At 47.0% G+C, this 22,029-nt stretch carries 16 protein-coding genes; 11 read left to right on the top strand and 5 right to left on the bottom strand.

Going from position 1 to position 22,029, the window contains the following annotated elements; genetic code table 11:
* Positions 1-2: 2 nt before the first annotated feature.
* Genes BUA14_RS03685 through BUA14_RS03675 form a run of 3 tightly spaced genes read right to left on the bottom strand, consistent with a single transcriptional unit; the run spans position 3 to position 3,486 of the window.
* A complete protein-coding gene (locus BUA14_RS03685) occupies positions 3-1,466 on the bottom strand; it encodes a vWA domain-containing protein (RefSeq protein WP_072771339.1) in 1,464 nt (487 codons plus the stop codon).
* A 5-nt stretch (positions 1,467-1,471) separates the two neighbouring features.
* Positions 1,472-2,671, bottom strand: a complete 1,200-nt coding sequence (locus tag BUA14_RS03680; protein WP_072771338.1) for an ATP-binding protein — start codon at positions 2,669-2,671, stop codon at positions 1,472-1,474.
* 14 nt (positions 2,672-2,685) lie between these two features.
* Complete coding sequence (locus BUA14_RS03675; RefSeq protein ID WP_072771337.1) at positions 2,686-3,486, bottom strand: hypothetical protein; 801 nt, start codon at positions 3,484-3,486, stop codon at positions 2,686-2,688.
* Between the two features lie 294 nt (positions 3,487-3,780).
* Between BUA14_RS03675 and BUA14_RS03670 the strand changes: the two genes are divergently transcribed.
* From BUA14_RS03670 to BUA14_RS03630, 8 genes are all read left to right on the top strand, one after another.
* Positions 3,781-4,446, top strand: a complete 666-nt coding sequence (locus tag BUA14_RS03670; RefSeq protein WP_072771336.1) for a GntR family transcriptional regulator — start codon at positions 3,781-3,783, stop codon at positions 4,444-4,446.
* Between the two features lie 320 nt (positions 4,447-4,766).
* Positions 4,767-5,873, top strand: a complete 1,107-nt coding sequence (locus BUA14_RS03665) for an isocitrate/isopropylmalate family dehydrogenase (protein ID WP_072771335.1) — start codon at positions 4,767-4,769, stop codon at positions 5,871-5,873.
* A 15-nt stretch (positions 5,874-5,888) separates the two neighbouring features.
* The gene (locus BUA14_RS03660) at positions 5,889-7,064 is read left to right on the top strand and encodes a M24 family metallopeptidase (protein WP_072771334.1); all 1,176 of its coding nucleotides are present in this window, start codon (positions 5,889-5,891) and stop codon (positions 7,062-7,064) included.
* Between the two features lie 404 nt (positions 7,065-7,468).
* Complete coding sequence (locus BUA14_RS03650; RefSeq protein WP_072771332.1) at positions 7,469-8,731, top strand: MFS transporter; 1,263 nt, start codon at positions 7,469-7,471, stop codon at positions 8,729-8,731.
* Between the two features lie 114 nt (positions 8,732-8,845).
* Positions 8,846-10,180, top strand: coding sequence for a dihydroorotase (locus BUA14_RS03645; protein ID WP_072771331.1), 1,335 nt, complete (start codon positions 8,846-8,848; stop codon positions 10,178-10,180).
* A 95-nt stretch (positions 10,181-10,275) separates the two neighbouring features.
* Positions 10,276-11,229: a malate dehydrogenase gene (gene mdh / locus BUA14_RS03640; RefSeq protein ID WP_072771330.1), complete on the top strand. Its 954-nt coding sequence runs from the start codon at positions 10,276-10,278 to the stop codon at positions 11,227-11,229.
* 62 nt (positions 11,230-11,291) lie between these two features.
* Positions 11,292-12,860 (top strand): nitrilase-related carbon-nitrogen hydrolase, encoded by a 1,569-nt coding sequence (locus BUA14_RS03635; protein ID WP_072771717.1) that lies wholly within the window; start codon positions 11,292-11,294, stop codon positions 12,858-12,860.
* A gap of 146 nt (positions 12,861-13,006) precedes the next feature.
* Positions 13,007-14,701, top strand: coding sequence for a PucR family transcriptional regulator (locus BUA14_RS03630; protein ID WP_084078391.1), 1,695 nt, complete (start codon positions 13,007-13,009; stop codon positions 14,699-14,701).
* Between the two features lie 90 nt (positions 14,702-14,791).
* Here BUA14_RS03630 and BUA14_RS03625 read toward each other — a convergent pair whose 3' ends face one another.
* Complete coding sequence (locus BUA14_RS03625) at positions 14,792-15,445, bottom strand: cytochrome c3 family protein (RefSeq protein ID WP_072771328.1); 654 nt, start codon at positions 15,443-15,445, stop codon at positions 14,792-14,794.
* A gap of 7 nt (positions 15,446-15,452) precedes the next feature.
* Positions 15,453-17,168: an FAD-binding protein gene (locus BUA14_RS03620; protein ID WP_072771327.1), complete on the bottom strand. Its 1,716-nt coding sequence runs from the start codon at positions 17,166-17,168 to the stop codon at positions 15,453-15,455.
* 392 nt (positions 17,169-17,560) lie between these two features.
* On the opposite strand from BUA14_RS03620, the gene BUA14_RS03615 reads away from it, so the two are divergent.
* The 3 genes from BUA14_RS03615 (at position 17,561) to BUA14_RS03605 (ending at position 21,740) form a co-directional block, all read left to right on the top strand.
* Positions 17,561-19,366 (top strand): sigma-54 interaction domain-containing protein, encoded by a 1,806-nt coding sequence (locus BUA14_RS03615; protein ID WP_072771326.1) that lies wholly within the window; start codon positions 17,561-17,563, stop codon positions 19,364-19,366.
* A 469-nt stretch (positions 19,367-19,835) separates the two neighbouring features.
* Entirely contained in the window at positions 19,836-20,255 is a 420-nt protein-coding gene (locus BUA14_RS03610) for a DoxX family protein (protein WP_072771325.1), read from the top strand.
* Positions 20,256-20,282: 27 nt separating this feature from the next.
* Positions 20,283-21,740, top strand: coding sequence for an SLC13 family permease (locus BUA14_RS03605; protein ID WP_072771324.1), 1,458 nt, complete (start codon positions 20,283-20,285; stop codon positions 21,738-21,740).
* Positions 21,741-22,029 lie beyond the last annotated feature (289 nt).

The raw sequence follows: 22,029 nt of genomic DNA, 5'->3' as shown, positions 1-22,029 counted from the left end.
CCTCACATATAAAACCTCTCCTGATCCTGCATGGAAAACCCTTCTCGCTTCACATCACCCATATTCAATGAATCATCTTTGACTTCCACCTGTTTCAGCTTCTTCACCGCCCCATAAGGTTTGGCTAAGGAAAGCTCTTTTCCTCTTCCGGACAGGACCCAGAGGGTCTTATATCCCCGGGGGATGGTCTGGAGCTTTTCTTCGCCTTGACCGTCGGTAAAATAGATCAATAAGTTGATTTTATGCTCATTGGCATACTCAAAAACCGGGGTAAAGCGGGTGCCGCCGCGGATTTTGAGCCGCTCCTGAACATCCCGGACCGTTTTAACCTTATATGTCCGCCTGATTTCACTATCGCATTCCACGATGGTGATTTCATGATTGTAATTCTTCACGATGGCCAGAACTTCTTTGATGGCTTGGTTAAATTCCTGATCGCTGATGCTGCCGCTGATATCCAGGGCGACGAGAATTTTGGCTTGATGACTCCTCAGTTGGCCTCTTAAATCCAAGCGCTCAGGCTGTCTTCTGTTGCGGCGAGTAATTGTTTTTTTAATATCGCTGGGAACCGTCCCCACCAGCCGTTTAAGATAAAGATTCCAGGGCAGCTCCCCCTGGCTGTTTCTCAAAGAGGAGAGTATGCTTTCCAGATAACCGGGAAGGCCGCCTTTTTGGGCGTGAGCGATAAACTTTTCTGTGAATTCCCGAAGAGTCTGTTCATCGGCAGCACTGGACTCTTGCCAAAGGTCATGGGTTCTCTCCGGATCATAGGCTGTTTTTATTTCACCTGCATCATGGTTCTGCTCAGGTTCGTTGGGCTCTTCAGCATCCTTAGAGTCATCCGTTTCATCCCCATCGTGTTCAGCTTCCGCAGCCTCGTCAGCGGCCAGCAAGTCCAGGGCGGCTTGAATTTCCTCCACGTAATATTCGAAAGGTTTAAAAGGGAGAAGCTTTAAAGCATAATGGACATTAACCCATTCCAAGGTCACGGAATAGGGAGGAAGATAATCCAAATAGGTATTGACCACGATATTCATGGCCATATTGACGGCTAAAGTGCTGTAGCGGCCTTGCAGGGCTTTGGCCCGCCATAAATGGCCGGAGAGGATATGGAGTATTTCATGCTTGATGGTGCTTGCCATCTGCCGGAGATTGAGACTCAGGAAAAGCATGGGGTTAAAATGGATCACATAATATGCCCCTTGGAAATTCACACCCGTAGGGCTGGTGATATCAAAGCGGATTTCCCGGGACATCTGCATTAAAAAATAGCTGTAGAAATTGTCCTTGTCCTCCAGCAGACTGAGATTGACTTGATCCACAAGACTGAAGAACCCATCCTTGAATTCCTGGGGAAGGTGGATGACCGCCTGATGTCCCTGGCGTTGGGAGCGATAAAATTCCTCCATAATCAGGGTTGCTTGTTCGTAAAGCTTCTGAGACTGGTTTTCAAATTGACTCATCATCAGGATCACCTGAGGGAGCCATAGGATTCGAAATAGGAATCGACAAAGCCTTCATTCTCAATGGCTAGCCGATAGATTTCCGGGTAGCTGTTTCTAATATCCTTCATGATGCCGATCTTTAAATCCACCGGGTAGAGCTTTAAAAACGCCACCAGTCTATCCATAGAGGACTGGGCATCGTCAGGAGCATTGGCAGGAGTCTTGCTAAGATGGGATTCCAGGGTTTTGAGAATATTCCTGGCGGAGAGGTAAAGCCGGGTATGGCTTTCGTCTTTGACCTTGTCCTGGAGGGATTCCGGCAGGGAAGTCCCGGAAAAGACGTCGTCATAAGAGAGCAGAGGGGCATAATCGGCTTCAGCAAAGCTGACAAATTCCTCGGCGATTACCCGTCCCACATTGCCTTTGACCACATTCAAGAACACGGAGCGGGGGATAGAGTCCTTGTTCTCATGATAGATCTTATAACTGCTGGAAATCCGTTCATAGCTGCGGGGGGTGGCCCTGAGATCATCTTCGTTGATCTTGTGCAGATAGTCAGGGAAGGTGGAAATAAATTCAATCACCTTGGACTCAATCCCGGCCCCGATGGCCCAATCGATCCATTGCTTATGATCAGGTTCCATGGTCAACCAGACAAAGCGGTTTTCCTGGGCGGCATCCATATCCACCACCTGGTAATCGAAATCCGAGCCGTATTTGCTGGACGGATTCATGGCGGCCAGGATTTTAACTCCTTCAGGTAAGGTGTAGCCGTTGATTTCCCGGTTGAGGATGAGATTCATCAATTCCTGCTGGACCGTATGTTCACAGCGGTTGATCTCGTCAATAAACAAGAGGACGGTTTTGCCCCGAGCGATGGCTTCATCGATCTCCCGCAGCTTATGGTGAACGGCATAGACCGTGCTTTTCCTTTCCAGGGGAATGTCCTGCTCATTTTCTGCGTTTTTTGCGGTTTTGGCTGCTTTGGCGGACAGGGGATTAACCGGCTCAGGCTCCCTGACGACGTAGGATTCTATGGTCGGCAGACCGCCGATTTCACCTTCTTTGAGGAGATTTCCGTTGATAATCACCAGGCTCCACTGGTTTTGCTGAGCCAGTTCCTTGGCTAAGGCTGTTTTGCCGATGCCGCTTTCCCCGATGATCAAAGGGACCTCTCCCGTAGCCAGGACCAGGTCCACACTTTTTAAGGTGTCGTTGTAATTCATAAAGGCTCCATCTCCTATACCTTCAGTTTTTCATCTACAGCTACTTTTTTTGCTTTTTTACTGCCATAGTGATAAATAAACATGAGCTTGTCCAGAGCCATCTGGCCGCTGTTTTTGTGGATGGTGCTGGAATTGAGAAAATCCCGCACGTATTTTTCTCCTACATCTTCCTGGGCCAAGGTCTCCTTGAGGACTTGTTCCAGTTCGGCTTGGGTGATGTCGTTCAACACATATTTGATCACAAGGAAATTGACGCCCAGAAATCGAAGGATTTTTTCTTTGCTCAAATCCTTGACAAAGGCGATAGCGCTTTCATGATTTCTGACCGCCAGCAGCTCAGCCTGAGGAGTGGGAGAATCAATATATCTTAAGGCATCAGGGCTGATGCGGACGGCTTCTTCCTGGACGCTGGGGCAAGGGTCTTTGATGAATTTGATCGAGTTGTAATGCCTGCCCACGGCCAGGAGCTGCAGTTCTTCACTGGGATGTTTAACATATTTAATCGCCCAGCCGGCTTGAGCGATGGCCAATTTGATGATGGTTGCACTGGGGTGCTGAAGATACTCTAAATTAACCCAGCTATCCTGGATGGCTTTGCTCATCATCTCTTCCGTAGGGTCATCGATAAATTGAATGGCCCGGCTGTTGTTGGCCAGGGCCAACTCCTGCATCTGCTGGGTGGGATTCTCAATATGCTTCAAAGCCAGGCCGTTTTTCTGTACGGCCAATAACTTTAACTCATCGCTGGGATTGGGGATATAGACCAGGGCATTGGGGTTAGTCTTAATGAGGTCGATTAGCTTTGCTTTATCCATTGTCTGATGTTCCTTCTATGGTTTATTTTAGGGTGAATCAGCATCACGCTTATGGTTTAAGAGGATAGAATTTAAATAGAGCTCAATACTATGATTATACTACCGGATTGAAAAAGGGTCCAGATAAGCCAAATGCGGATTGACTGGCCGGCAGTCATAAGGTTTAAGACGTATCTCAAATGGATTCTAAAGGAAATCTTAAAATGAATCGGTTACATAAAAGAAGTTGGAATAACGCCATTAATCATATATAATATATTGCATAGCTTTGAATTGATGAATTGAGGTGGAAAAATGCCAATTATTAATACCCAAATTAATTGGAGAACCAAAACGGAAATGATCTATAGCACCCTTCGGGAAGCTATTGTATCCGGCGATATTAAAACCGGTGAGAAAATTGTCCTGAGTAAAGTGGCCAGCGACCTAGGCGTAAGCCCGAGCCCGGTGCGCGAAGCCATCAAGCAATTAGCGGCGGAAGGCTTAATCGATCTGACCGCCCATACTGAAGCTGTGGTCAGCCGTTTGTCGGAAAAAGATTTCCGGGAATTTACTGACATAAGGGTTATCCTGGAATCTGAAGCAACAAAATGTGCAACCAAACTAGTAACTCCGGAATTTATAGCAAAACTCGAAGATATTTTGGCAAAAATGCAGGAATGCGTGGATCAGGAAGATTCGAAGCGTTATGGTGTATTGAACCGAGAATTTCATGAGACGATTTATGAATCCTGCGGCAATGAGCAGCTGACAAAGCTGATTGACTCCATTACCGTCAGGACGGACCGGGCGCGGGCAGTTTTCAGCTATGACTACTCGCGCTTGATGGAGTCCTTTCAGGAGCATCGGGACATTGTTGAGGCGATCAAAGCCGGCCAGGCAGAGAAGGCAGGGGATATCGTTGCCACTCAAACCCGGGCCGGTTTGGAGTCGTACTTAAAACATTCTCTTAATCAGTAGAAAAATTAAATGAGGGAAAGCTTATAGGCTTATTCTAAGATTGCCGGCGGTATCTTGGAATAAGCCTTTTTTATCTGTCGGATTATCCAGAGTGCCAGTGGTATCGGTAAAATGTTGAAGGCCAATAAGGCTAGACAAAAAATGGGCTGAACCTTTGTGGTATCTTCACAAAGGAAACTATTATTTTATAGAGAAACTCATTGCAGAAGATTAAACATCGATGTAGATTGATCCGGATTCCTTTGGAAAGGAGAGAGCCAGGGAGATTAAGGCGCGAAAGTTAGGATGTTATTCGATAACTTAAAAGGAGGAAAGCCGCTTTGAAAAAATACAATATAGCCGTTATCCCTTTGGATGGAGTGGGAAAAGAAGTAATCCCCCTGGGCGCAAAAGCGATGGAAAAGGCTCAGGAGATTCTTGGCGGATTTGAACTGGAGTTCCAGTATTATGACGCAGGAGTCGAGTACGCAGTTAAAAACGGCAGGATGTGCCAGGACAACCTGGGGGAAGAGGTGGCAAAGGCCGATGCCATGTTTTGCGGCTCAGCAGGTCACTATGATGTAGAAATGGCAAAGACCGAATATCCGGGCTACAAAGTCGGCATGCAGGTTCTTCAATTTCTACGCGGGGGGATGGGGAACAGTATCGGCCTGCGCCCGCTCAAGCTCTTAAAGGGCGTGGACTGCCCTCTCAAGAATAAAGAGGAGATGGATGTCCTTCTTGTACGTCAGCTGGCGGAAGGATTTTATATCCACCCCGGTCATATGATCGGTGATGATGCTGCTTACGATACCATCGTTGTTACTCGGAAGAGGACTGAAGAATTTGCAGAAACCTGCTTCAATCTTGCCCGGGGGCGCGACGGCCGCCGCCAGGATGGCAAAAAGATGGTAACCCTGGGCAATAAGCATGGAAATGTTACCTCCTTTGATTTCTACCGCAAGATTTTCACGGAAGTCAGCGCCAATTATCCGGACATTGAACTGCACTTCACCCAGGTGGATGCTCTGGCCGAGCATCTGATTAAGGACCCTGACCGCTTCGACGTCATCGCCTGTGAGAATATGATTGGAGATATTATTGGTGATATCGGTGCCTATATTACCGGCGGAATGGGTCTTACTCCCACGGCCGATATCGGCGGGGTGACCCCCCAGTTCCGTCCCAACCATGGTACCTTTCCCAGGGCGGTGGGCAAGGGGTTTGCTAATCCTTTCGCCAGCATACTCACCGGCAGTTTATTGATGGATACCCTTGGCAACGATGGCGGTGACGAGGCCCTGCGCATGGGTGCCAAACTCATACTGAAAGCAATGGAGCACAATCTTTTGACAAGTGGTCCCAGAACCAAAGATATGGGTGGCAGCGCCAACACCTTAGAAGCCGCGGATGCAGTATTAAAGGCGATGGAATATATAAAATTATAAGGAGGAGAATTACTTATGGTTAAAATTGAACATAATGTCCGTTATCAGGGCAGACCTTCTCAGCAGGAAATGCAGCGCCGTTGGAATCTGGCCAGGGAGTTCATGAAGGAGCGTGGGCTGGATTATCTTGTTACTCAGGCCAATGACGGGGTACTCTGTCAATATGTCCGCTGGTTTGCTGAAGTTCGCCCGCTTCATTACACCTACCTGCTTTTTGACAAAGAAGGCGGTATGACCATGATCAGCCATGGCGGAGCGGGGGGCAAAGCCATACCATGGGAAGTCGGTCTTACCAACAACATTGCCATTCCTGTTTTCAATAATGCCTGTTACGCTGATTCCTTTGCCGCTGAAAAGGCTGTGGAAGTGATCCAAAAGAAAGGGTGCCGGAGGCTGGGGTTCATCGGCATGAACCTTATTACAGTAGGTTTCTATAATAATCTGATTAAAAGACTGCCAGGAATTGAGACGGTCGATGTCACCGATGAGTTTGACTATCTTGTCGCTGTCAAATCAGCAGAAGAGCTGCGCTTTCTGCAGGCTGCCTGTGACTTACACGATGCGGCTGCTTATGCGATTCCGTCCCTTGTTTACGCGGGACGTCTGGAGCGTGAGTTTGGTGCGGATCTTTATCGCCTTGCCATGTTAATGGGTGCGGATGAGTACCTCTCCAACCTCTTCGTCTGCTCTTCACGCCTTGCAGGTCCTATGTTCCCCCTTCATTATCAGAATAAGATCATTGAGGAGGGGGACGCTCTGAACGTGTTGTTTGAGGTGCCGACAATGGAAGGTTACTATGCCGACCTGCACCGTTATTTCAATGTTGGTGCGCCTGCTCCTGAAATGCTGGAGGTTATGGCGGCCGGGATTGAGATTCAGGATTATTTAGCGGATTTGTGTAAGACGGGCGTAAAGGGTAACGAGGTATTTGAGGCGTGCAATGAATGGCTTACCAAGAACGGATTTGATCCTGAAACCCGTTTGTGCGGCCATGGACAGGGCTACGGTCTTGTCGAGCGCCCCTATTTCGATGCCTTTGACAACATGGAACTCAAAGAGAACATGTACCTTGCTATTCATCCCACAGTTAAGGCTAAGGGAGCTTCCGTTCAGATCGGTGATAATTATGTGGTGACTGCCGGCGGCGCCAAACGCCTGACCAAACATCCCCGCGGGTTAACCATTATTTAAAGCATCCCTGCTTTTGCTTGTATAATCTTTAAAAAAGGCGTCCTGCCCCCCACTATTACAGTGAAGGGAGGACGTCTTTGGTTATATGCACCCACTTCGATTTTTTCAGTTGAGTTTTGACACAGCCCCGGAGAGACCCATGAAGATAATCTTATTGGTGCCAGTTCACAGAAAATCAGAGTTATATTTGTTGCCAACAGACTATAAAACACTGGTTCTTTACTATTTGCCATGGGTTATACTTAACCTGGGTTTGAGAAAGGGGGTACATGAGTGGGATTTACATAGAAGCGGAGATGACAAAACATTAAGATTGTTCAGTCGCAGAGTCCTAGCAAAGAGTAGCCTAAATCAGGTCATGATCTTAAATCCGTTAAATTAGTTATTTTGATGGAGGGATTCCGATGGAAAGCATATCAAAACGGTTAACTTCCCGTGCAGCCATCACGCTGTATATTATTATGGCCTCGTCCTATATCGTTAATGCCATGGATCGGCAAGTGTTTGCCAATCTGGTAAAGTCGATAAATCAAGAATTAGGTTTAACCATAGCACAAGGGGGACTTCTTTCCACTATATTTGCGGTAGGCTTTGGAATTACCGGGTTTTTCGCCGGATATATGTTGGACAAATGGGCCCGTAAGACAGTCATGATCGCAGGAATATTAGTTTATTCTTTATTCACTATAGCTATTGGAATTTCAACTGGCTTTATCGATATGGGAACCTTCCGGATTCTTACCGGGGTCGGAGAAGCAATGCAACAAACCGCTCTGTTTACTATAGCAGGAGTTGTTTTTGCTTCAAGAAGAAATCTGGCCATTGGTGGTTTAAATGCAGCTTATGGTATGGGGGCATTTTTAGGGCCGGTTATTGGTGTTCAGCTTTTCACCGCTTCGAATAGCTGGAGATTTCCATTTTACGTTTTTGGCATAATCGGTATTGTTTTTGCGGTGATACTATGGTTCGTTCTGCCCAAAGATTTTACTGAATTTGCGAAAGAAGCCTCAACAACTAAGAAGGCTCCCGTGGCTTCCGCTCCAATAGCAGAAAGCGGGACCAGTGCATCAAGCTGGATCAGCAAAAATCTAATTCTCCTGGCCATCGCCAATGGATTAATCAGCTTTTCCAATTTTGGCTATAACGGATTATACCCTACTTTTCTCAAGTCAGCTCTGACCTTTTCGGCAAGCGATGCAGCGTTTGCCCATGGTTTTTACGGTATCGGCGCCTTTACCGGAATAATTTCAGGGTATTTGGCAGACAAGTACGGCGAAAAGAAAATACTCCTGTTCGCGCTTGTCGGCTCCATGGCTAATGCCTACTTGATGTTTAATGTTCTGACAGTACCCTGGCACCAGGCTGTTTCGAGCTTCTTTATGGGCGCCTTTGGAAGTGGATTCCTGTTCGTAAACATCTACGCCCTTACCCAGAAAGTAGTGCCGGGAAATCATGTTGGCAAAGCTTCAGGTATAGCCTCCAGTGCCCATTACCTGACTGCAGGGTTTGCGGGCGGACTCTTGGGGACTCTCGTTCAAGCCTTTGGCTGGTCAACGGGCACCTTAATTCAAATGGTTCTTCTTCCCATTGTTACGATTATCTGTATTGTTTTGGTTAAAATTGATCCTCCAAATGTCGCTAAGGATTCTTCAAGCTTAAGTTCTTAGGGAAACCCCATGGACTATAGCTTAGCTTAAACCAGAGAGGAAGGAATTTTGATTGAGTTTCTTCCTCTCCAAAACCTTTAAAATAAATAGAAAAGGATTGAGGAAGTGTGGAATATGTATGACCTTCAAATTATTAACGCAAAAATACTGACTCAGCAAGGTCAGATTAACGGCTGCATAACAGTCAAGGACGGAAAAATTGAAGCCATAAGTTCGTCTCCGCTTGGCAACTCAGAGCAAACACTTGATGCCAAGGGGCGCACAGTGTTGCCCGGTTTTATCGATCAGCATGTGCATTTTATGGATCCGGGGGAAAATGAACGGGAAGATTTCATTCATGGCACCAGTGCGGCGGCGATGGCCGGGGTCACCACGGTAATTGAACATACTCATAGTCATCCGATTCGAACCGTTGAAGATTTTGAACGAAAAAAGAACTATGTAGAACAGAGAGCATTAGTGGATTTTGGCTTTGCTGCCCATGTATGGCCTGGTCAATATGAAGAATTGGCCAAGCTGTGGCAGAAAGGTATCGCCTATTTTAAGATGTTTACCTGCACCACCCACGGAGTTCCCGGACAGAACAGTGCGGACCTTTATGGTGCCTTTGCCAATATAGCTTCCTTTGGTGGAAAGGTATTGATTCATTGTGAAGATGAAGCCTTAACTGCACACAACGAAAGAATACTTAAGAGAAACCACCGCAATGACGGCTATGTTATCAAAGAGTGGCGGTCAAAAGCAGCTGAGGCAGTCTCTGTAGCCAATGTGTGCTTTATTGCCAAGGAGACAGGAGCTCAAGTAACCTTAGCCCATTTAAGTCATCCGAAAGTAGTCCGTTTAGTCCAGCAGGCAAAGGCCAGTGGTGCCAAACTACGGGCGGAGATTTGTCCGCAATACTTATTTTTTGAAGAAGATGGCCTTGCTGCCAATGGCCCCTTTGGAAAGTTTACTCCTCCGGCTCGTTCGGCACAAGAATCTCAGGAATTGATGGAACTCGTTAAGAATGGGGAACTGGATATTCTGGCCTCGGACCATGCCCCTTCGACCAAGGCCCATAAAACGGCGGGAACGATCTGGACAACGCCTTTCGGGCTTCCCGGTATTGACACCACCAGTGCGGTAATGCTCACGGCGGTAAACAAAAACAAACTTTCCCTGGAACGGCTGGTGCAAATTTATGCCGAGAATCCAGCCAAGGCTCTCGGTCTATATCCTAAAAAAGGAAGCATCAGCGTGGGAGCAGATGCGGATCTAGTGCTGGTCGATCTGGAGAAACGCTGGACAATCGAAGATGATCTCATCTTTTCCAAAGCAAAATGGTCACCCTTCACTGGTTTTGAATGCATAGGAAAACCTGTCATGACCCTGCTAAGGGGTCAAATCATTATGTGCGAAGGGAAACTGTTAGGGAAGCCGGGGGACGGTCAATTTGCAAAACGTGCTTAAAAGACAGGGATAGGATATTTTTAAAACCACGCCCTCACCGAGGTAAGTGGTTTGTTTTCTATAAGAATTCTTATACATATAAGGAGGGGTTGAACATGAGTAAGAAAATTTCCATTGTGGGAGCCGGGTTTACAGGAACGACAACGGCATTTATGCTGGCTATGAAGGGAATAGGGGATATTGTCCTCTTGGATACACCGGCAAAGGAGCATCCCACCCAAGGGAAAGCACTGGACATTATGGAAGCCAGTCCTTTGACCCGCTCCAGTGTTCGGGTAACGGGCACATCAAATTATGAAAAAACGGCGGATTCGGACATTATAATTATTACTGCGGGTATGGCCCGTAAGCCTGGAATGTCTCGAGAGGAATTATGCGATATTAATGCCGAGATTGTCATTGATGCTGTCCAGAAGGTTGTAGCCTATTCGCCCAAGGGTATTCTGATCATTCTAAGCAACCCGGTTGACCTGATGACATACATCGCTCTTAAAGCATCAGGCTTGGCACGCCATAGGGTTATTGGGCAATCGGGTGTTCTGGATACGGCGCGTTTTCGGTTTTTTGTAGCCGATGAACTTAACGTGGCTCCCGAAGATGTAACAGGATTTGTACTAGGGGCTCATGGCGATGATATGGTACCTCTTGTACGTTATTGTTCCGTTCAGGGGATACCGCTCCGGCAATTGCTGAGCGATGATGCAATCGGAAAAATTATGGAACGGACACGTCATGCCGGTTCGGAAATTGTAAATTTATTAGGTAATGGGAGTGCTTATTATGCCCCTGCAGCGGCCTTAACGCAAATGGTTGAGTCTATTTTGCTGAATAAGCGTCATGTGCTGCCGTGTATTATCAAGTTGGAGGGTGAGCTGGGTTATCATGACTTGGTATTAAATGTTCCCGCAGTCATCGGTCTGCAGGGGGTGGAGAAGATATTAGCGATTGACTTGCAGCTGGAGGAAAGGGAATTAATCGACCGTTCCGTAGCCGCGGTCAGGCATGGTATAGATTCTGTTTTGAAAGGGAAGATGCGGCGGATTAGTTAAATCCGCCTGAGCTGTAAGTTTTAAATCGCAGAGGCGAGAATGAAGGGAAAAGGATGGGTAAAATGAGATTAGCATGTTTACAAGTCGAAGCTCAGGATTGGCAGAATTCTAAAAAAGCTTGGTTGGAGATCAGAAAGTTAATACTGGAAGCTGCGCAACATCATGATTTGATTATTGTTCCGGAAAGTGTTTATCCGGCCTATTTCCTGCCTCAAAGTGAAAAACCGGATACGGAGGATTCTTTAGAAGAAATTTTCAACGAGTTAAAAGAAATCTGTAAGAAAACACAGACATATCTTGCTTTCGGCTATGCTGACAATAATCAAAACCTTGCCAGTCTATTGAACCCAAAGGGAGAAGAAATCGCTAAAAAATCAAAAAGCAATCTCTGGCATTTTGATAAAAGATGGTTCACCCAAGGGGCGGAAGTAGTCACGGCGGATACGGAATACGGCAAGGTTGGTATCGTTATCTGTGCAGATGCACGCTTGCCGGAACTGGTTCGCAGTGTCGCCCTTGAAAATGTAAAACTCATTATTGATCTGGCCAATTTGACGGCAACCGGACCGGAGCTTGATAAACTGAGCAATGCACAAAGCGACTACATGCTGGCGACAAGAGCCCGGGAGAATAAAGTCTGGCTGGCTGTTGCCGATAAATGGGGGATCGAAGCCGATACAGTTACCTATGCCGGCCGTTCTGCTGTGTACAGCCCTGATGGAACATGTGTCGCCAAAGCCCCATCCGATCGGAATATGATAGTTTCCGCAGAAATCCCCACAGATGCCAACGGTGAGATTCAATGCACTTCTGATGAGGAGCTGCCAGTCAGGCATCCGGATTTGTACAGTATTTTAGCCACTGAAACAATAAAATTGCCGGTGTATCGCTATTTGGCGGAAGCCGTTATACCTGAACTGTTAACACCCTACGTCATCGTCAACAGTCTGGCCAATCATGAGCTTTCTCAAGGCACTAAAATTAAACATATTAAGCGGGTGTTAGAGCAAGAGCCGGATCTTATTATTTTACCCACATCTATAAATGAAGAAGATATTGCTGAATACCAGAGCTTACTAAAAGATAATCAATTTATAGTCCTATCGGAAGGGAGCGACGGTCAAACAAGGACCCGTTTAATTGACAACAAAGAAATTTTAGCCAGCTACATTACAGTTGACTCGGTTCCGCAAAAGGATCCATTCATCCAGGAAAACAATTTTCCTGTGATCAGAAAGCTGCCTTTCGGCAGAATTGGTTTTCTTCATGAAAAAGAGATGCTGTTGCCGGAAGCTGCCCGTTGTTCAATGCTCAATGGCGCCGATGCAATCATCTGGCAGCATGGCATGTCCTTTGCGAAGGCCGCTCCTTTAGCCCGGACAAGGGCTGCCGAGAACCGGATTTTTATTTTTGCAGTATACTCCGATACTTTGGGCGATTCTCCTCATGCCGCAAGCTTCATCGTTGATCCGGCAGGCAACATCATTGCTTCCACATTGTTCAATAGACCGCTTCATGCCACAGGGGCTTACTGCAATTTCTGCAATGCACGTTTAAAGTCGGTTGTGCCCGGTACTCATATTGTTTTTGACAGGCGCCCCAGAAGTTACGAAAAAATGGTTCAAAGTTAAATATATCGCAAAAGCAGCTTAGCATAAGTTATAATGCTACTAAAGACAGCAGCTTCCCAAAAGCCTTTTCGACAGATGCGATCTCAGGCCAAGGAGATCATGAGCTTTTTAAAATCGTGTCTTGACAAAGGGGGGCGGTATAAAAAATGAGGGATACAATGATAACGGTGGGAGAAGTTCTTACCACGAAAGCCTTTGAAAAAGCTAAAGTTATAGCAGGCAATGAGGGTATCCATAATTTAGTCAGAACGATAACGGTTGCAGAAGTTCCGGATGCTGCCGAATGGCTGCGCGGTCAGGAGCTGGTTTGCACGACCGGCTTTTTTGTCCGTGATAATTCAGTATCACAGGTTCGTTGGATTGAGAGCCTTATCCATCATGGCGCCAGCGCACTGGCTATTAAAACAAGCCGCTTTCTAGGCGATATTTCAGGTTCAGTAAAAATCATTGCCAATACCAGGAAATTCCCCATTATTAGTTTGCCGGATGATTCGACTTGGCCCTTCGTCATTGAATCAGTAATGAATAGGATTACGGAGGAACAAATCGAGAAGTTGAGACAGATGGATGAAATTCATACGCGTTTAACTCAACTTGTCCTCGAAGGAGAATCAGTCCAGTCCATCGCTCAGACCCTGGCATTATCGACTAAAAACCCGGTTATTGTCAATGATGCCCGCTTTAATATTATCGGCAAAGGGATTCCGGAGTTTGGAGTGGATGGGGAAAAAGATGCGCTTGTCTATAATTACTTTTTGTCCCCGCAATTTCAGAAATATATGCTCTGCTCGGATTATTATAAAAAGATAACGCTTAATAGAACCCCTGAAGCCCTTGAAATGAAGGCACCGAAGTCTCCTGCCCGGTTTATGATCGTCCCGATTTTTTCCAGCAATGTGATCTACGGCTTCATAACATTGATTGAAACCGTCAGACCCTATACCCATTCGGATGCTGTGGTTCTCGAACATGGAGCTACGGCAATTGCTTTAAAATTAGTCAAAACGATGATTGATACTGAAACACAGAGAGCAGAAGCTCAACAGGCCATCGACGCCTTGGTTCAAGGGCGTCTTTTAATGGCATCCCTAAGAAAGTATTTACCGATTGGTTTTAACTGGTCTAACCCCATTTCTGTGGTACGGATGAATTTGCTTAACTACAATAATAAAGGCCGGTTATATTTGGATAGTGAGGCCGAAACCATTATCGAAAAGCATATTATGCAAAAACTGAAAACTCTTTTTGGGCAATGCATTATGAGCAATCGCGGAGGAGAATACACTTTTTTAATCCCCTTCAGACCTGAAGATATATCGGCAATCGGTGCTGAAATTGAAAAGGCCTTTAAGGAATGTGCCGCTGATTTAGAAAAAGACTTCGGTAAAGACTGTCTTTTGGTGGGGATTGGCGGTGCTTATCCAGAATTTCAATATTTAAAAAAGAGTTATGATGAAGCTCAAAAAGTCATTGAAATTTTGGAGACCATTCATAGCTTAAGGCCAGTTGCCTGCTACAATAAACTGGGAATTTATAAGATTCTCTTTAATATAAAGGATCAAAAAGAATTAAGTGCCTACTATAAGGAATACCTTTCTGAAATTATTATTTATGATCGGAAAAATAATGGCGATCTGCTGGAGACGTTACGAACCTATGTCATGACTGACGGCAATATCACCCATACTGCAAAAAAACTATTTCTTCATCCGAATACGGTAACGTATCGTTTAAAAAAGATACAGACCCTGCTTCCGGAGTCCTTGGATAATTATGAATTCCGAACAGCCGTTTACTTTGCCTTAAAGATATACGATTTATTTAAAGATGCACCGGACTAAATTAAGCTTTGCAGAAATCTCCAAAGCGCATCCGCAGCGTTGCTGGAGCACGAGAGTCCGCGTGGGACCCCGTGCTCCAGTGCGCTTAGATCAATCGTGACAGGTGTAGCATGTGAAAACCTTTTCGTGATGGCAGCTTATACAAAGATCCTGCGCAGTTTTCTCCACTGCTTCAGCGGTATGCATCTTATGGCAGCTAACACAGGAAATGATGGCGTGGTCGCTGGTTTCGGGCAGTGCATGCGGATTGACAACCGTACCTTTGGCGTCGGTAAGAACAGTTGTGCCGGCTGATTTTTGCGCAAGGCTCTCAAGGTTTTCGTGGCAGTTCAGGCAGGTAGCCTGTTCAACCTTTGTCGACCTCAGCCGGATCGGTGTCTTGGAGGCGCTCGTTACCTTTTCATGAACGGTAGAAAGGGCGCTGTCCGTATGGCAGGTCGAGCAGGGGAGGGTGGAGTGAACCCCTGCCTTTGTGGTGGCGTCGGCAAAGGAATTCTGTTCCTTTTGGTGACACACACTGCAATCAGCATTGGTCTCCCAGGTGAACGTGACAGCATAGGGGTCGTTCGCTGGAGCTTCCGGGGAGTTGTCCTTCGCGCCTGTTTCGGCACTGCCCTTCGTACCGGTTTCGGTGCTGGGAGTACAGCCGAAGACAAGGGTAGTCAGGGCAAACAGCATGATTACAATCATAACCACCCCGATGGCCTTGGTATCAGGTACTTTCTTTACAGATGTCATCTTCATGGGGACCCTACTCCTCACGTGCAATGGTCATGCCGGCAATGCGTCCAAACACGATGGGTTTGGCCAGGCCGATCAGATCCATGTTGCCCGCGCTCTCGCCGGCAGCATACAGGCCGGGGATGGGTTCGAGATCCCAGTCGACCACCTGAGCCTTGGGGTTGATGGTCACACCGCCTAGGGTGTTGTGCTTCTGGATACCCCATTTGACAGCGTGGAAGGGTGCAGCAGCGATCTTGGCGTTGAGGTGCTTCTTCGCAAAGTCTTCATCCGCACCTTTGCCCACGAGCTCGTTATAGCGGGTCACTGAGGCCGCCAAAGCATCGGCGGGCACTTTGATGGCGGCTGCCAGCTCTTCAAGTGTGTCGGCGGTGCCGTACATGAAGTCCTCGACGGTCTCACCAACAATGAACTTAAGTTCCTGCTTGGCACGGGAGGTCTCGTCGAGAATGATCCAGACCACCGGGCCGTCCTTGTCCGTGGTCTGGGCGGCGCAAAGCTGAGCGAAATAGAAAGGTTTCGAGCCGCCTACCCAGGCCGGGTTGTCTTCGCCGATCTCTTCATTCATAAAACGCTTACCCTCGGCATTGACGTAGATGCACTCACTGTCGAGAGGTTCGGCGGTGCCGGGCAGACCGAAGGGCATTTTGATGCTGTGCCAGAGTGTGCCGGGATGGCGGTGCCAGCCGTGCCAGTCGCTGCCGCGGTCAGTGGACAGCGACGCTCCGGCGTCGAGGGCAGCTTCGATGCCGTTGCCGTCATTCCACACATAGGGCTCGCCGCTGATATGCGGGTATTTGGCGAGCCAGGGGAGGAAGAGCTGTTTAAGTTTCGTGGATCCCTTCCAGCTGCCGGTGCCGAGGAAGACAGCCTTGTTGCCTTTCATGCGGACGGTCTTGCCGTCAAGGGTGGCCTCGATGCCGATGACGCGGCCGGCACGGTCGCCCTCGGCACGCAGGATCTTGGTCATCTTGCAGTTCAGGATGAACTGGGCGCCGTTGTCCACCGCCGTGTCATAGATCGGCCAGCACAGACCGGCACCGCCTGCCTGCATATCGCCGTCTTTGCCATTCTCGCGATCCACGAGGCGGGGGCTTGTGGTAGAGTAGTAGCGCGAACCGCGATAGACCGCCGCCATCTGACTGACATTGGCCTTAATAAACGGAACGCCCATAATGTCGAGCCAGTTCCAGGTGTCCAGGCTGTTGTCCGCGAAAGCACGGGCCATGCCCTCGCCGTCCTCGGCGCCTGAGATTTTGCGCCATTGGCCCATCTCCACTTCGCGGCCATCCACCGTTTCAACGACCATGGTTTTGTCGGTACGCAGGTTGGGGACAGTGCGGTCCTCATAGATAATTTCCGCCGTTTCCTCGAAACCGGCCGTGATCTGCATACGGGTGCCGCCGCCGATACCCAGGTTGCCGCCCGCCAGGATGCCCTTGCCGCCTATCTTGTCATTGGAATCAATGGCGATGACGCTCACTCCGGCTTCGGCTGCCGCCGCTGCGCAGGCGAGGCCGGCCGGGCCCGTACCGCAGACGATGACGTCGGCCTCATAATCCCACGCCTCACCAGCCGGAGCCGGAGTATCTTTTGCTGCACCTTCCGAGCATCCGGCTAAGAGACCTGTACCAAGAACAGCACCTCCTGCAAGTATACCGGTATTGCGTAAAAAATCTCTTCGGGAAAGGTTTTTACTATTGGTTTTCCCATGTTTTTCTGACATCTTTTAACCTCCTTAGTTAACAAAAAACAAGATGATAATAACAAAAAATGGAGTTAATAATGGTGTTCGTGATTGTTTTATGATATTGTGAAAAAGTACGATATATGGTGAAATAAGACGATATCACCTCCAATTGTATTTTTACGATAAATCATCACGCCCCCTTTCCGTCTCGTTAAATATGCAAAACCTGTGCCACATATTTAAAATACGGATTTTAAGGCAGATTCAGGGCTCTGCGCCGAGATGCAGTTAAGATATATGATGAGTGAAGTGTGGCAAAAAGTACAAACCTTACTTGTGAAAGTAGTAATTGTCACATGAACGATAGTAATATGCTTTGATATTTAGAAATATTTTGTAAAATATTGGAGAAAAGGAGTAAGAAAATTATGCAGATGTATGATTTATTACAGATGATCCAATTCGGCGAAGTCAATTCCCGATATTTTACCAAGGTGAACGATCAATGGAACCGCTTTCAGGAAGGCCGGGAAGTAGACAATTCTGTCGTTCCCCAGGAATATCTCGATTCCTGGAAACGATGCAGAGCTTACAGGCTTGATCCTTATGACCTAACCCTCTCCGTCGTGGAAAACCCGAAGCAGAAAGAGTTTTTCCTGAATACAGTAAAGAAATATGAGTTTTATCTGCAAAGCGTTTTTGAAATTTTTGATTTAAGTGACTTTTTATTTAAACTGCAGACCAGAGACGGAATCTGCCAGCTTCTGGGCCAGTCCCCACTTACTTTAATGGATTGTTCGGAGAAGAACAGTGGAACAACCAGCTCCAGCATCGCCCTTTACGAAGATAAACCCGCTGTCATATTTCAGCCTTTTTATTATCGCCAGACCTATGTCAGGAAAAATTTCGGAGAAATACACGGGGCTTCGGCACCAATTCATAATGAGAAAAACGAGCTGATTGGGGATGTAGTCCTTTTGTATCATTATCCGGAATTAAGCCTACAAGCGTTTCATATGGTTTCCTTGATTGCCAAAATATTTGACCACCTGTACTGGCCGCTTACGTTCGGGCATGAAAGACAACTGGAGCAGATTATGAATTGCCTTCCGCAAGGGATCGCCCTGGGCAGCAAAAAAGAAACGATCAATTTTTGTAATGAAAAAATGGTGGATCTGCTTGAAATCAGAAAAAAACAAAATACCGGGCAGGGACGGAAAAAATCCTTGCCGGTATTCATGAAAGCCCAAAATGATCTGTATACATTCAATCATATTAAAGGAAAAAGCCCTTTAATTCAGAAAGCAAAAAATACAGCCGAGAAAATCGCGGATACGTATGTGCCGGTTATGATTTATGGAGAAAGCGGAACAGGCAAGGAAATGTTTGCTCAGGCGATTCATAACGCAAGCAGCCGCAGCGGCGGCCCATTTATCGCGATAAATTGCGGGGCGATCCCGGGGGAACTGGTGGAAAGTGAGCTCTTTGGCTATGAGGAAGGAGCTTTCACAGGTGCTTCGAAAGGCGGCAAGGTCGGAAAAATAGAAGCTGCGTCAGGAGGGACACTTTTTCTGGACGAAATTGAGAGTATGCCATTGAAGGACCAGATAAAACTCCTGAGAGTCCTATCAACCAGAAAAGTCCAGAAAATCGGAAGCACGAAAGAAGTTCCGGTCAATGTGCGCTTGATTTCCGCTACCAAAACCGATTTACTGCAGCAGGCTGATGAAAGCTTATTCCGTGAGGACCTGTTCTATCGTATCAGCACGTTCATAGTTGAGCTTCCGCCGCTCAGAGAACGCAAGGAAGATATAATACTCCTGGCTGAAGAATTCATTCAACGGCTGGAGAAAAGATATTCCCGCTCCTCGATCGATATGGACTGGTCATTTATCAATGCCCTGCTCAGTTATAAATGGCGGGGCAATGTGCGTGAGCTGGAGCATGCGATGGAGCACGCGGTAATCATGCTCGATAAGCAGTCTTCACTTTTGCTTGAACATTTACCTGAGAAAATACAGGATTACTACCTGAATAACACCACCGAAGAGATCATAGAGGAAGCTATGGAACATGAAAATAAATTCGGACTGCTGGCTTTAGCTGAACAAAAAATGATTGAACGGGTGCTGGACTCTGTGGACGGCAATATCAGCGCGGCCGCGGAACAACTGGGGATTAATCGCCGGACGATCTATCGAAAGCTGCAGCGCAAAGAAAACTTGGACTCATAATTCGGGTAATCAAAGTATCCAAATGCAGCTTACTTAATGAATCGTACTTAAAACACTTTCTTAATCAGTAGGAAAATTAAAAGAGGGAAACCTTTAGAGGCTTATGCTAAGATTGCCGGCGATATCTTGGCATAAGCCTTTTTTGCATATCAGGCCCGACAGCCGTTTTCTGAAAGATTGCATTTTTTTGAATTTGACATTGACAAAGAGCATAAATCAATATATCATATATAATATATTATATATGATATATTGCAGTGAACGGTATCTCGGAAAAAAGGTTTGAAGATGGATTTGAATCTTTCTTCACTAAGAGGAGGGAGGTCTGGCACAATCGGATCTTTAAAAACGCTCTAAGGCAAATGCCCAAGGATTTGAAGCTGACCGGTATTCGTATGCGTGGTATATCAGGGTAATATGTCAGTATCGACGGAAGGCAAATTGATAAGGAGAAAGGAGGTCGTTGTCTATGTCTTCTTTAGTACATTTTTTCTCATTTACACACGGTTTCTCCGACTTGACCTTGGTGATCGTTCGTATTCTGGCTGCCATAGTCTTTGCCTCTCACGGCTGGTTTAAATCCTTCGGAAAACAAAAATTTCGCGGATCGGCCGAACGTTTTGCCGAACGCGGCATTCCCTTTCCTTTGCTGGCCTCTTATATCACTTCATGGAGTCAGTTGATTGCGGTGCCGCTTTTGCTGCTGGGTTTTATGACCCAATGGATTGCTTTGCTGCTTGCTCTGGAAATGGTCGTCGCCACATGGGCAAAGTATATGGATACTCAGGCAATTTTTGACGGGATGGATTTACCCCTGGGTACTTTAGCGATTTGTCTGGTGCTTTTTGTTTTGGGCCCGGGCGCTTATTCGTTGGATGCCTTATTTTAAAAGGCAGGGAATGGGAGGTAATGGAAGATGGATAACCTTGATCCTGTTATGAAAGAACAACACGATATAACGGCAAAAGTGCAAGATGAGACAAGGAAAAAAATTTATGGCTTGGTCGGAGCGATTCTCCTCGGTATCCTGATCTGGTTTCTGGGGGAAGGGTTGGGGCCCCAAGGGCGCATGGCCTTGGCCCTGACTATGACGGCCATTGTGCTGTGGATTTTTGAGGTCTACCCTGTGGAGATAACTGCTGTTCTTTTAAGCACCTTTTTTGTTTTTACAGGTGCGGCCACCCCGGTGGAAGCATTTTCCGGGTATGGAGATGCCATTGTTTGGTTTATTTTTGCGGCCCTGGTCTTTGGAACGGCGGTTGAGCAGTCCGGTATCGGCAAAAGGATCGCCTGCAGCCTCATGCGTTTTTCGGGGACTTCCTTTAAATCCATGATGGGAATTATTGTTCTGGTCGGTGCTTTGCTGTCCTTCCTGACACCGGCCGGAGTAGAGAGGCTTTTAATCATCTATCCCATTGCCATTGGCGTTGCGGCCGTCTTTGTCAAAGGGAATGTGCAGGGGACAAATACAGGAAAACTGGCCATGTCCATAACCTACCTGGCCGGAAATACCTTTGGCTTCGGTATCTTGACAGGAATTGCCATAAATATCCTCGGAGCGGGAATTATTAAAGAAATGCTGGGGATCGAGATCTTCTGGTCCCAGTGGATTCTTTGGTTCGGTGTTCCCACCGTCATTACGACCCTGATCGCTATTTTTGTGGCCTGGAAGCTGTTTCCTCCGGAGGACTATGTGTTAACCGCGAAAAAGGAAAATGCCAATCAGGACTTTACCAATTTAGGACCCATGACCATTATCGAGAAACGGGCTTTGCTGTACTTAGTCATCACCCTGGGCTTATGGGCCACTGATCGCTGGCATCATCTTCCTTCCTGGGGGGTAGCCATATTTTCCGCGGCTTTGTTCTGTGCTCCGGGCTTTGGCGTAATTACCAAAGAGCAGTTAAAGAAGATTCAGTTTCCCATCGTCATTTTTTCCGGGGCGGCCATCACCATCGGCACGGTGTTGGGCAAGACGGGAGTGGCGGCCTGGATCGGCAAAATCTTTCTGGGCTCCTTTATCAGGCCGGATATGAGCACCCAGATGATGGGGGCCATCACCTATTTGGTCGGCGTTGTTGCTCATATTCCTCTGGTTGAAAGCAAAACAGCCGCGGCTGCTTTTACCCCCGCCGTAGCGGCTTATTTTGACTCCATGCAGCTGCCGGCGCTGGGTCCCACCCTTATGTCCATTATGAGCGCCGATACCGTCGCCTTTTTCCCCTATATGATGATGCCCTTTCTGGCCTTGATGGGGTTGGGCTATTTCACAACCAAAGATTCCATCAAGCTGCTTTCCTCGTACACCTTCGTAGCCATTATCGTGCAGGTGATATCCTGCTTTACCTGGTATCATTGGGTCGGACTGCTCTAAGCAAGACTCAGAAAAGTCAGGAGAGACCTGGAAGCTACATGACTCAGCAGTTTTTTCATGCTCTGATGTTCTTATAAAACTTCAAGGTAATCGCTTTGGTGCGATTACCTTGCTGCATATAAAAGAGACACTTTTAAAAAAGGCGCCTTTCTGAAAATTAATCAGAATTTTGGCTCAAAAAAGGATTGACAAATGTGAAGGAAGGGGTAAACTGATGGTAATACCATATATTATATATGATATACGATATTCAATATTCAATATTCAATATTCAATATTCAATATTCGA

Origin of the sequence: Desulfitobacterium chlororespirans DSM 11544 (assembly GCF_900143285.1) — a bacterium.
Lineage (GTDB): Bacteria > Bacillota > Desulfitobacteriia > Desulfitobacteriales > Desulfitobacteriaceae > Desulfitobacterium > Desulfitobacterium chlororespirans.
This window is presented reverse-complemented; position numbering and strand designations above follow the sequence as displayed.

What these genes read in the sequence shown, in the direction of transcription:
- BUA14_RS03670 (WP_072771336.1), top strand. Translation starts at nt 3,781, where the DNA reads ATGCCAATTATTAATACCCAAATTAATTGGAGAACCAAAACGGAAATG.
- BUA14_RS03675 (WP_072771337.1), bottom strand. Translation starts at nt 3,486, where the DNA reads ATGGATAAAGCAAAGCTAATCGACCTCATTAAGACTAACCCCAATGCC.
- BUA14_RS03685 (WP_072771339.1), bottom strand. Translation starts at nt 1,466, where the DNA reads ATGATGAGTCAATTTGAAAACCAGTCTCAGAAGCTTTACGAACAAGCA.
- BUA14_RS03625 (WP_072771328.1), bottom strand. Translation starts at nt 15,445, where the DNA reads ATGAAGATGACATCTGTAAAGAAAGTACCTGATACCAAGGCCATCGGG.
- BUA14_RS03660 (WP_072771334.1), top strand. Translation starts at nt 5,889, where the DNA reads ATGGTTAAAATTGAACATAATGTCCGTTATCAGGGCAGACCTTCTCAG.
- BUA14_RS03610 (WP_072771325.1), top strand. Translation starts at nt 19,836, where the DNA reads ATGTCTTCTTTAGTACATTTTTTCTCATTTACACACGGTTTCTCCGAC.
- BUA14_RS03630 (WP_084078391.1), top strand. Translation starts at nt 13,007, where the DNA reads ATGAGGGATACAATGATAACGGTGGGAGAAGTTCTTACCACGAAAGCC.
- BUA14_RS03680 (WP_072771338.1), bottom strand. Translation starts at nt 2,671, where the DNA reads ATGAATTACAACGACACCTTAAAAAGTGTGGACCTGGTCCTGGCTACG.
- BUA14_RS03650 (WP_072771332.1), top strand. Translation starts at nt 7,469, where the DNA reads ATGGAAAGCATATCAAAACGGTTAACTTCCCGTGCAGCCATCACGCTG.
- BUA14_RS03605 (WP_072771324.1), top strand. Translation starts at nt 20,283, where the DNA reads ATGGATAACCTTGATCCTGTTATGAAAGAACAACACGATATAACGGCA.
- BUA14_RS03635 (WP_072771717.1), top strand. Translation starts at nt 11,292, where the DNA reads ATGAGATTAGCATGTTTACAAGTCGAAGCTCAGGATTGGCAGAATTCT.
- BUA14_RS03620 (WP_072771327.1), bottom strand. Translation starts at nt 17,168, where the DNA reads ATGTCAGAAAAACATGGGAAAACCAATAGTAAAAACCTTTCCCGAAGA.
- BUA14_RS03645 (WP_072771331.1), top strand. Translation starts at nt 8,846, where the DNA reads ATGTATGACCTTCAAATTATTAACGCAAAAATACTGACTCAGCAAGGT.
- BUA14_RS03615 (WP_072771326.1), top strand. Translation starts at nt 17,561, where the DNA reads ATGCAGATGTATGATTTATTACAGATGATCCAATTCGGCGAAGTCAAT.
- mdh (WP_072771330.1), top strand. Translation starts at nt 10,276, where the DNA reads ATGAGTAAGAAAATTTCCATTGTGGGAGCCGGGTTTACAGGAACGACA.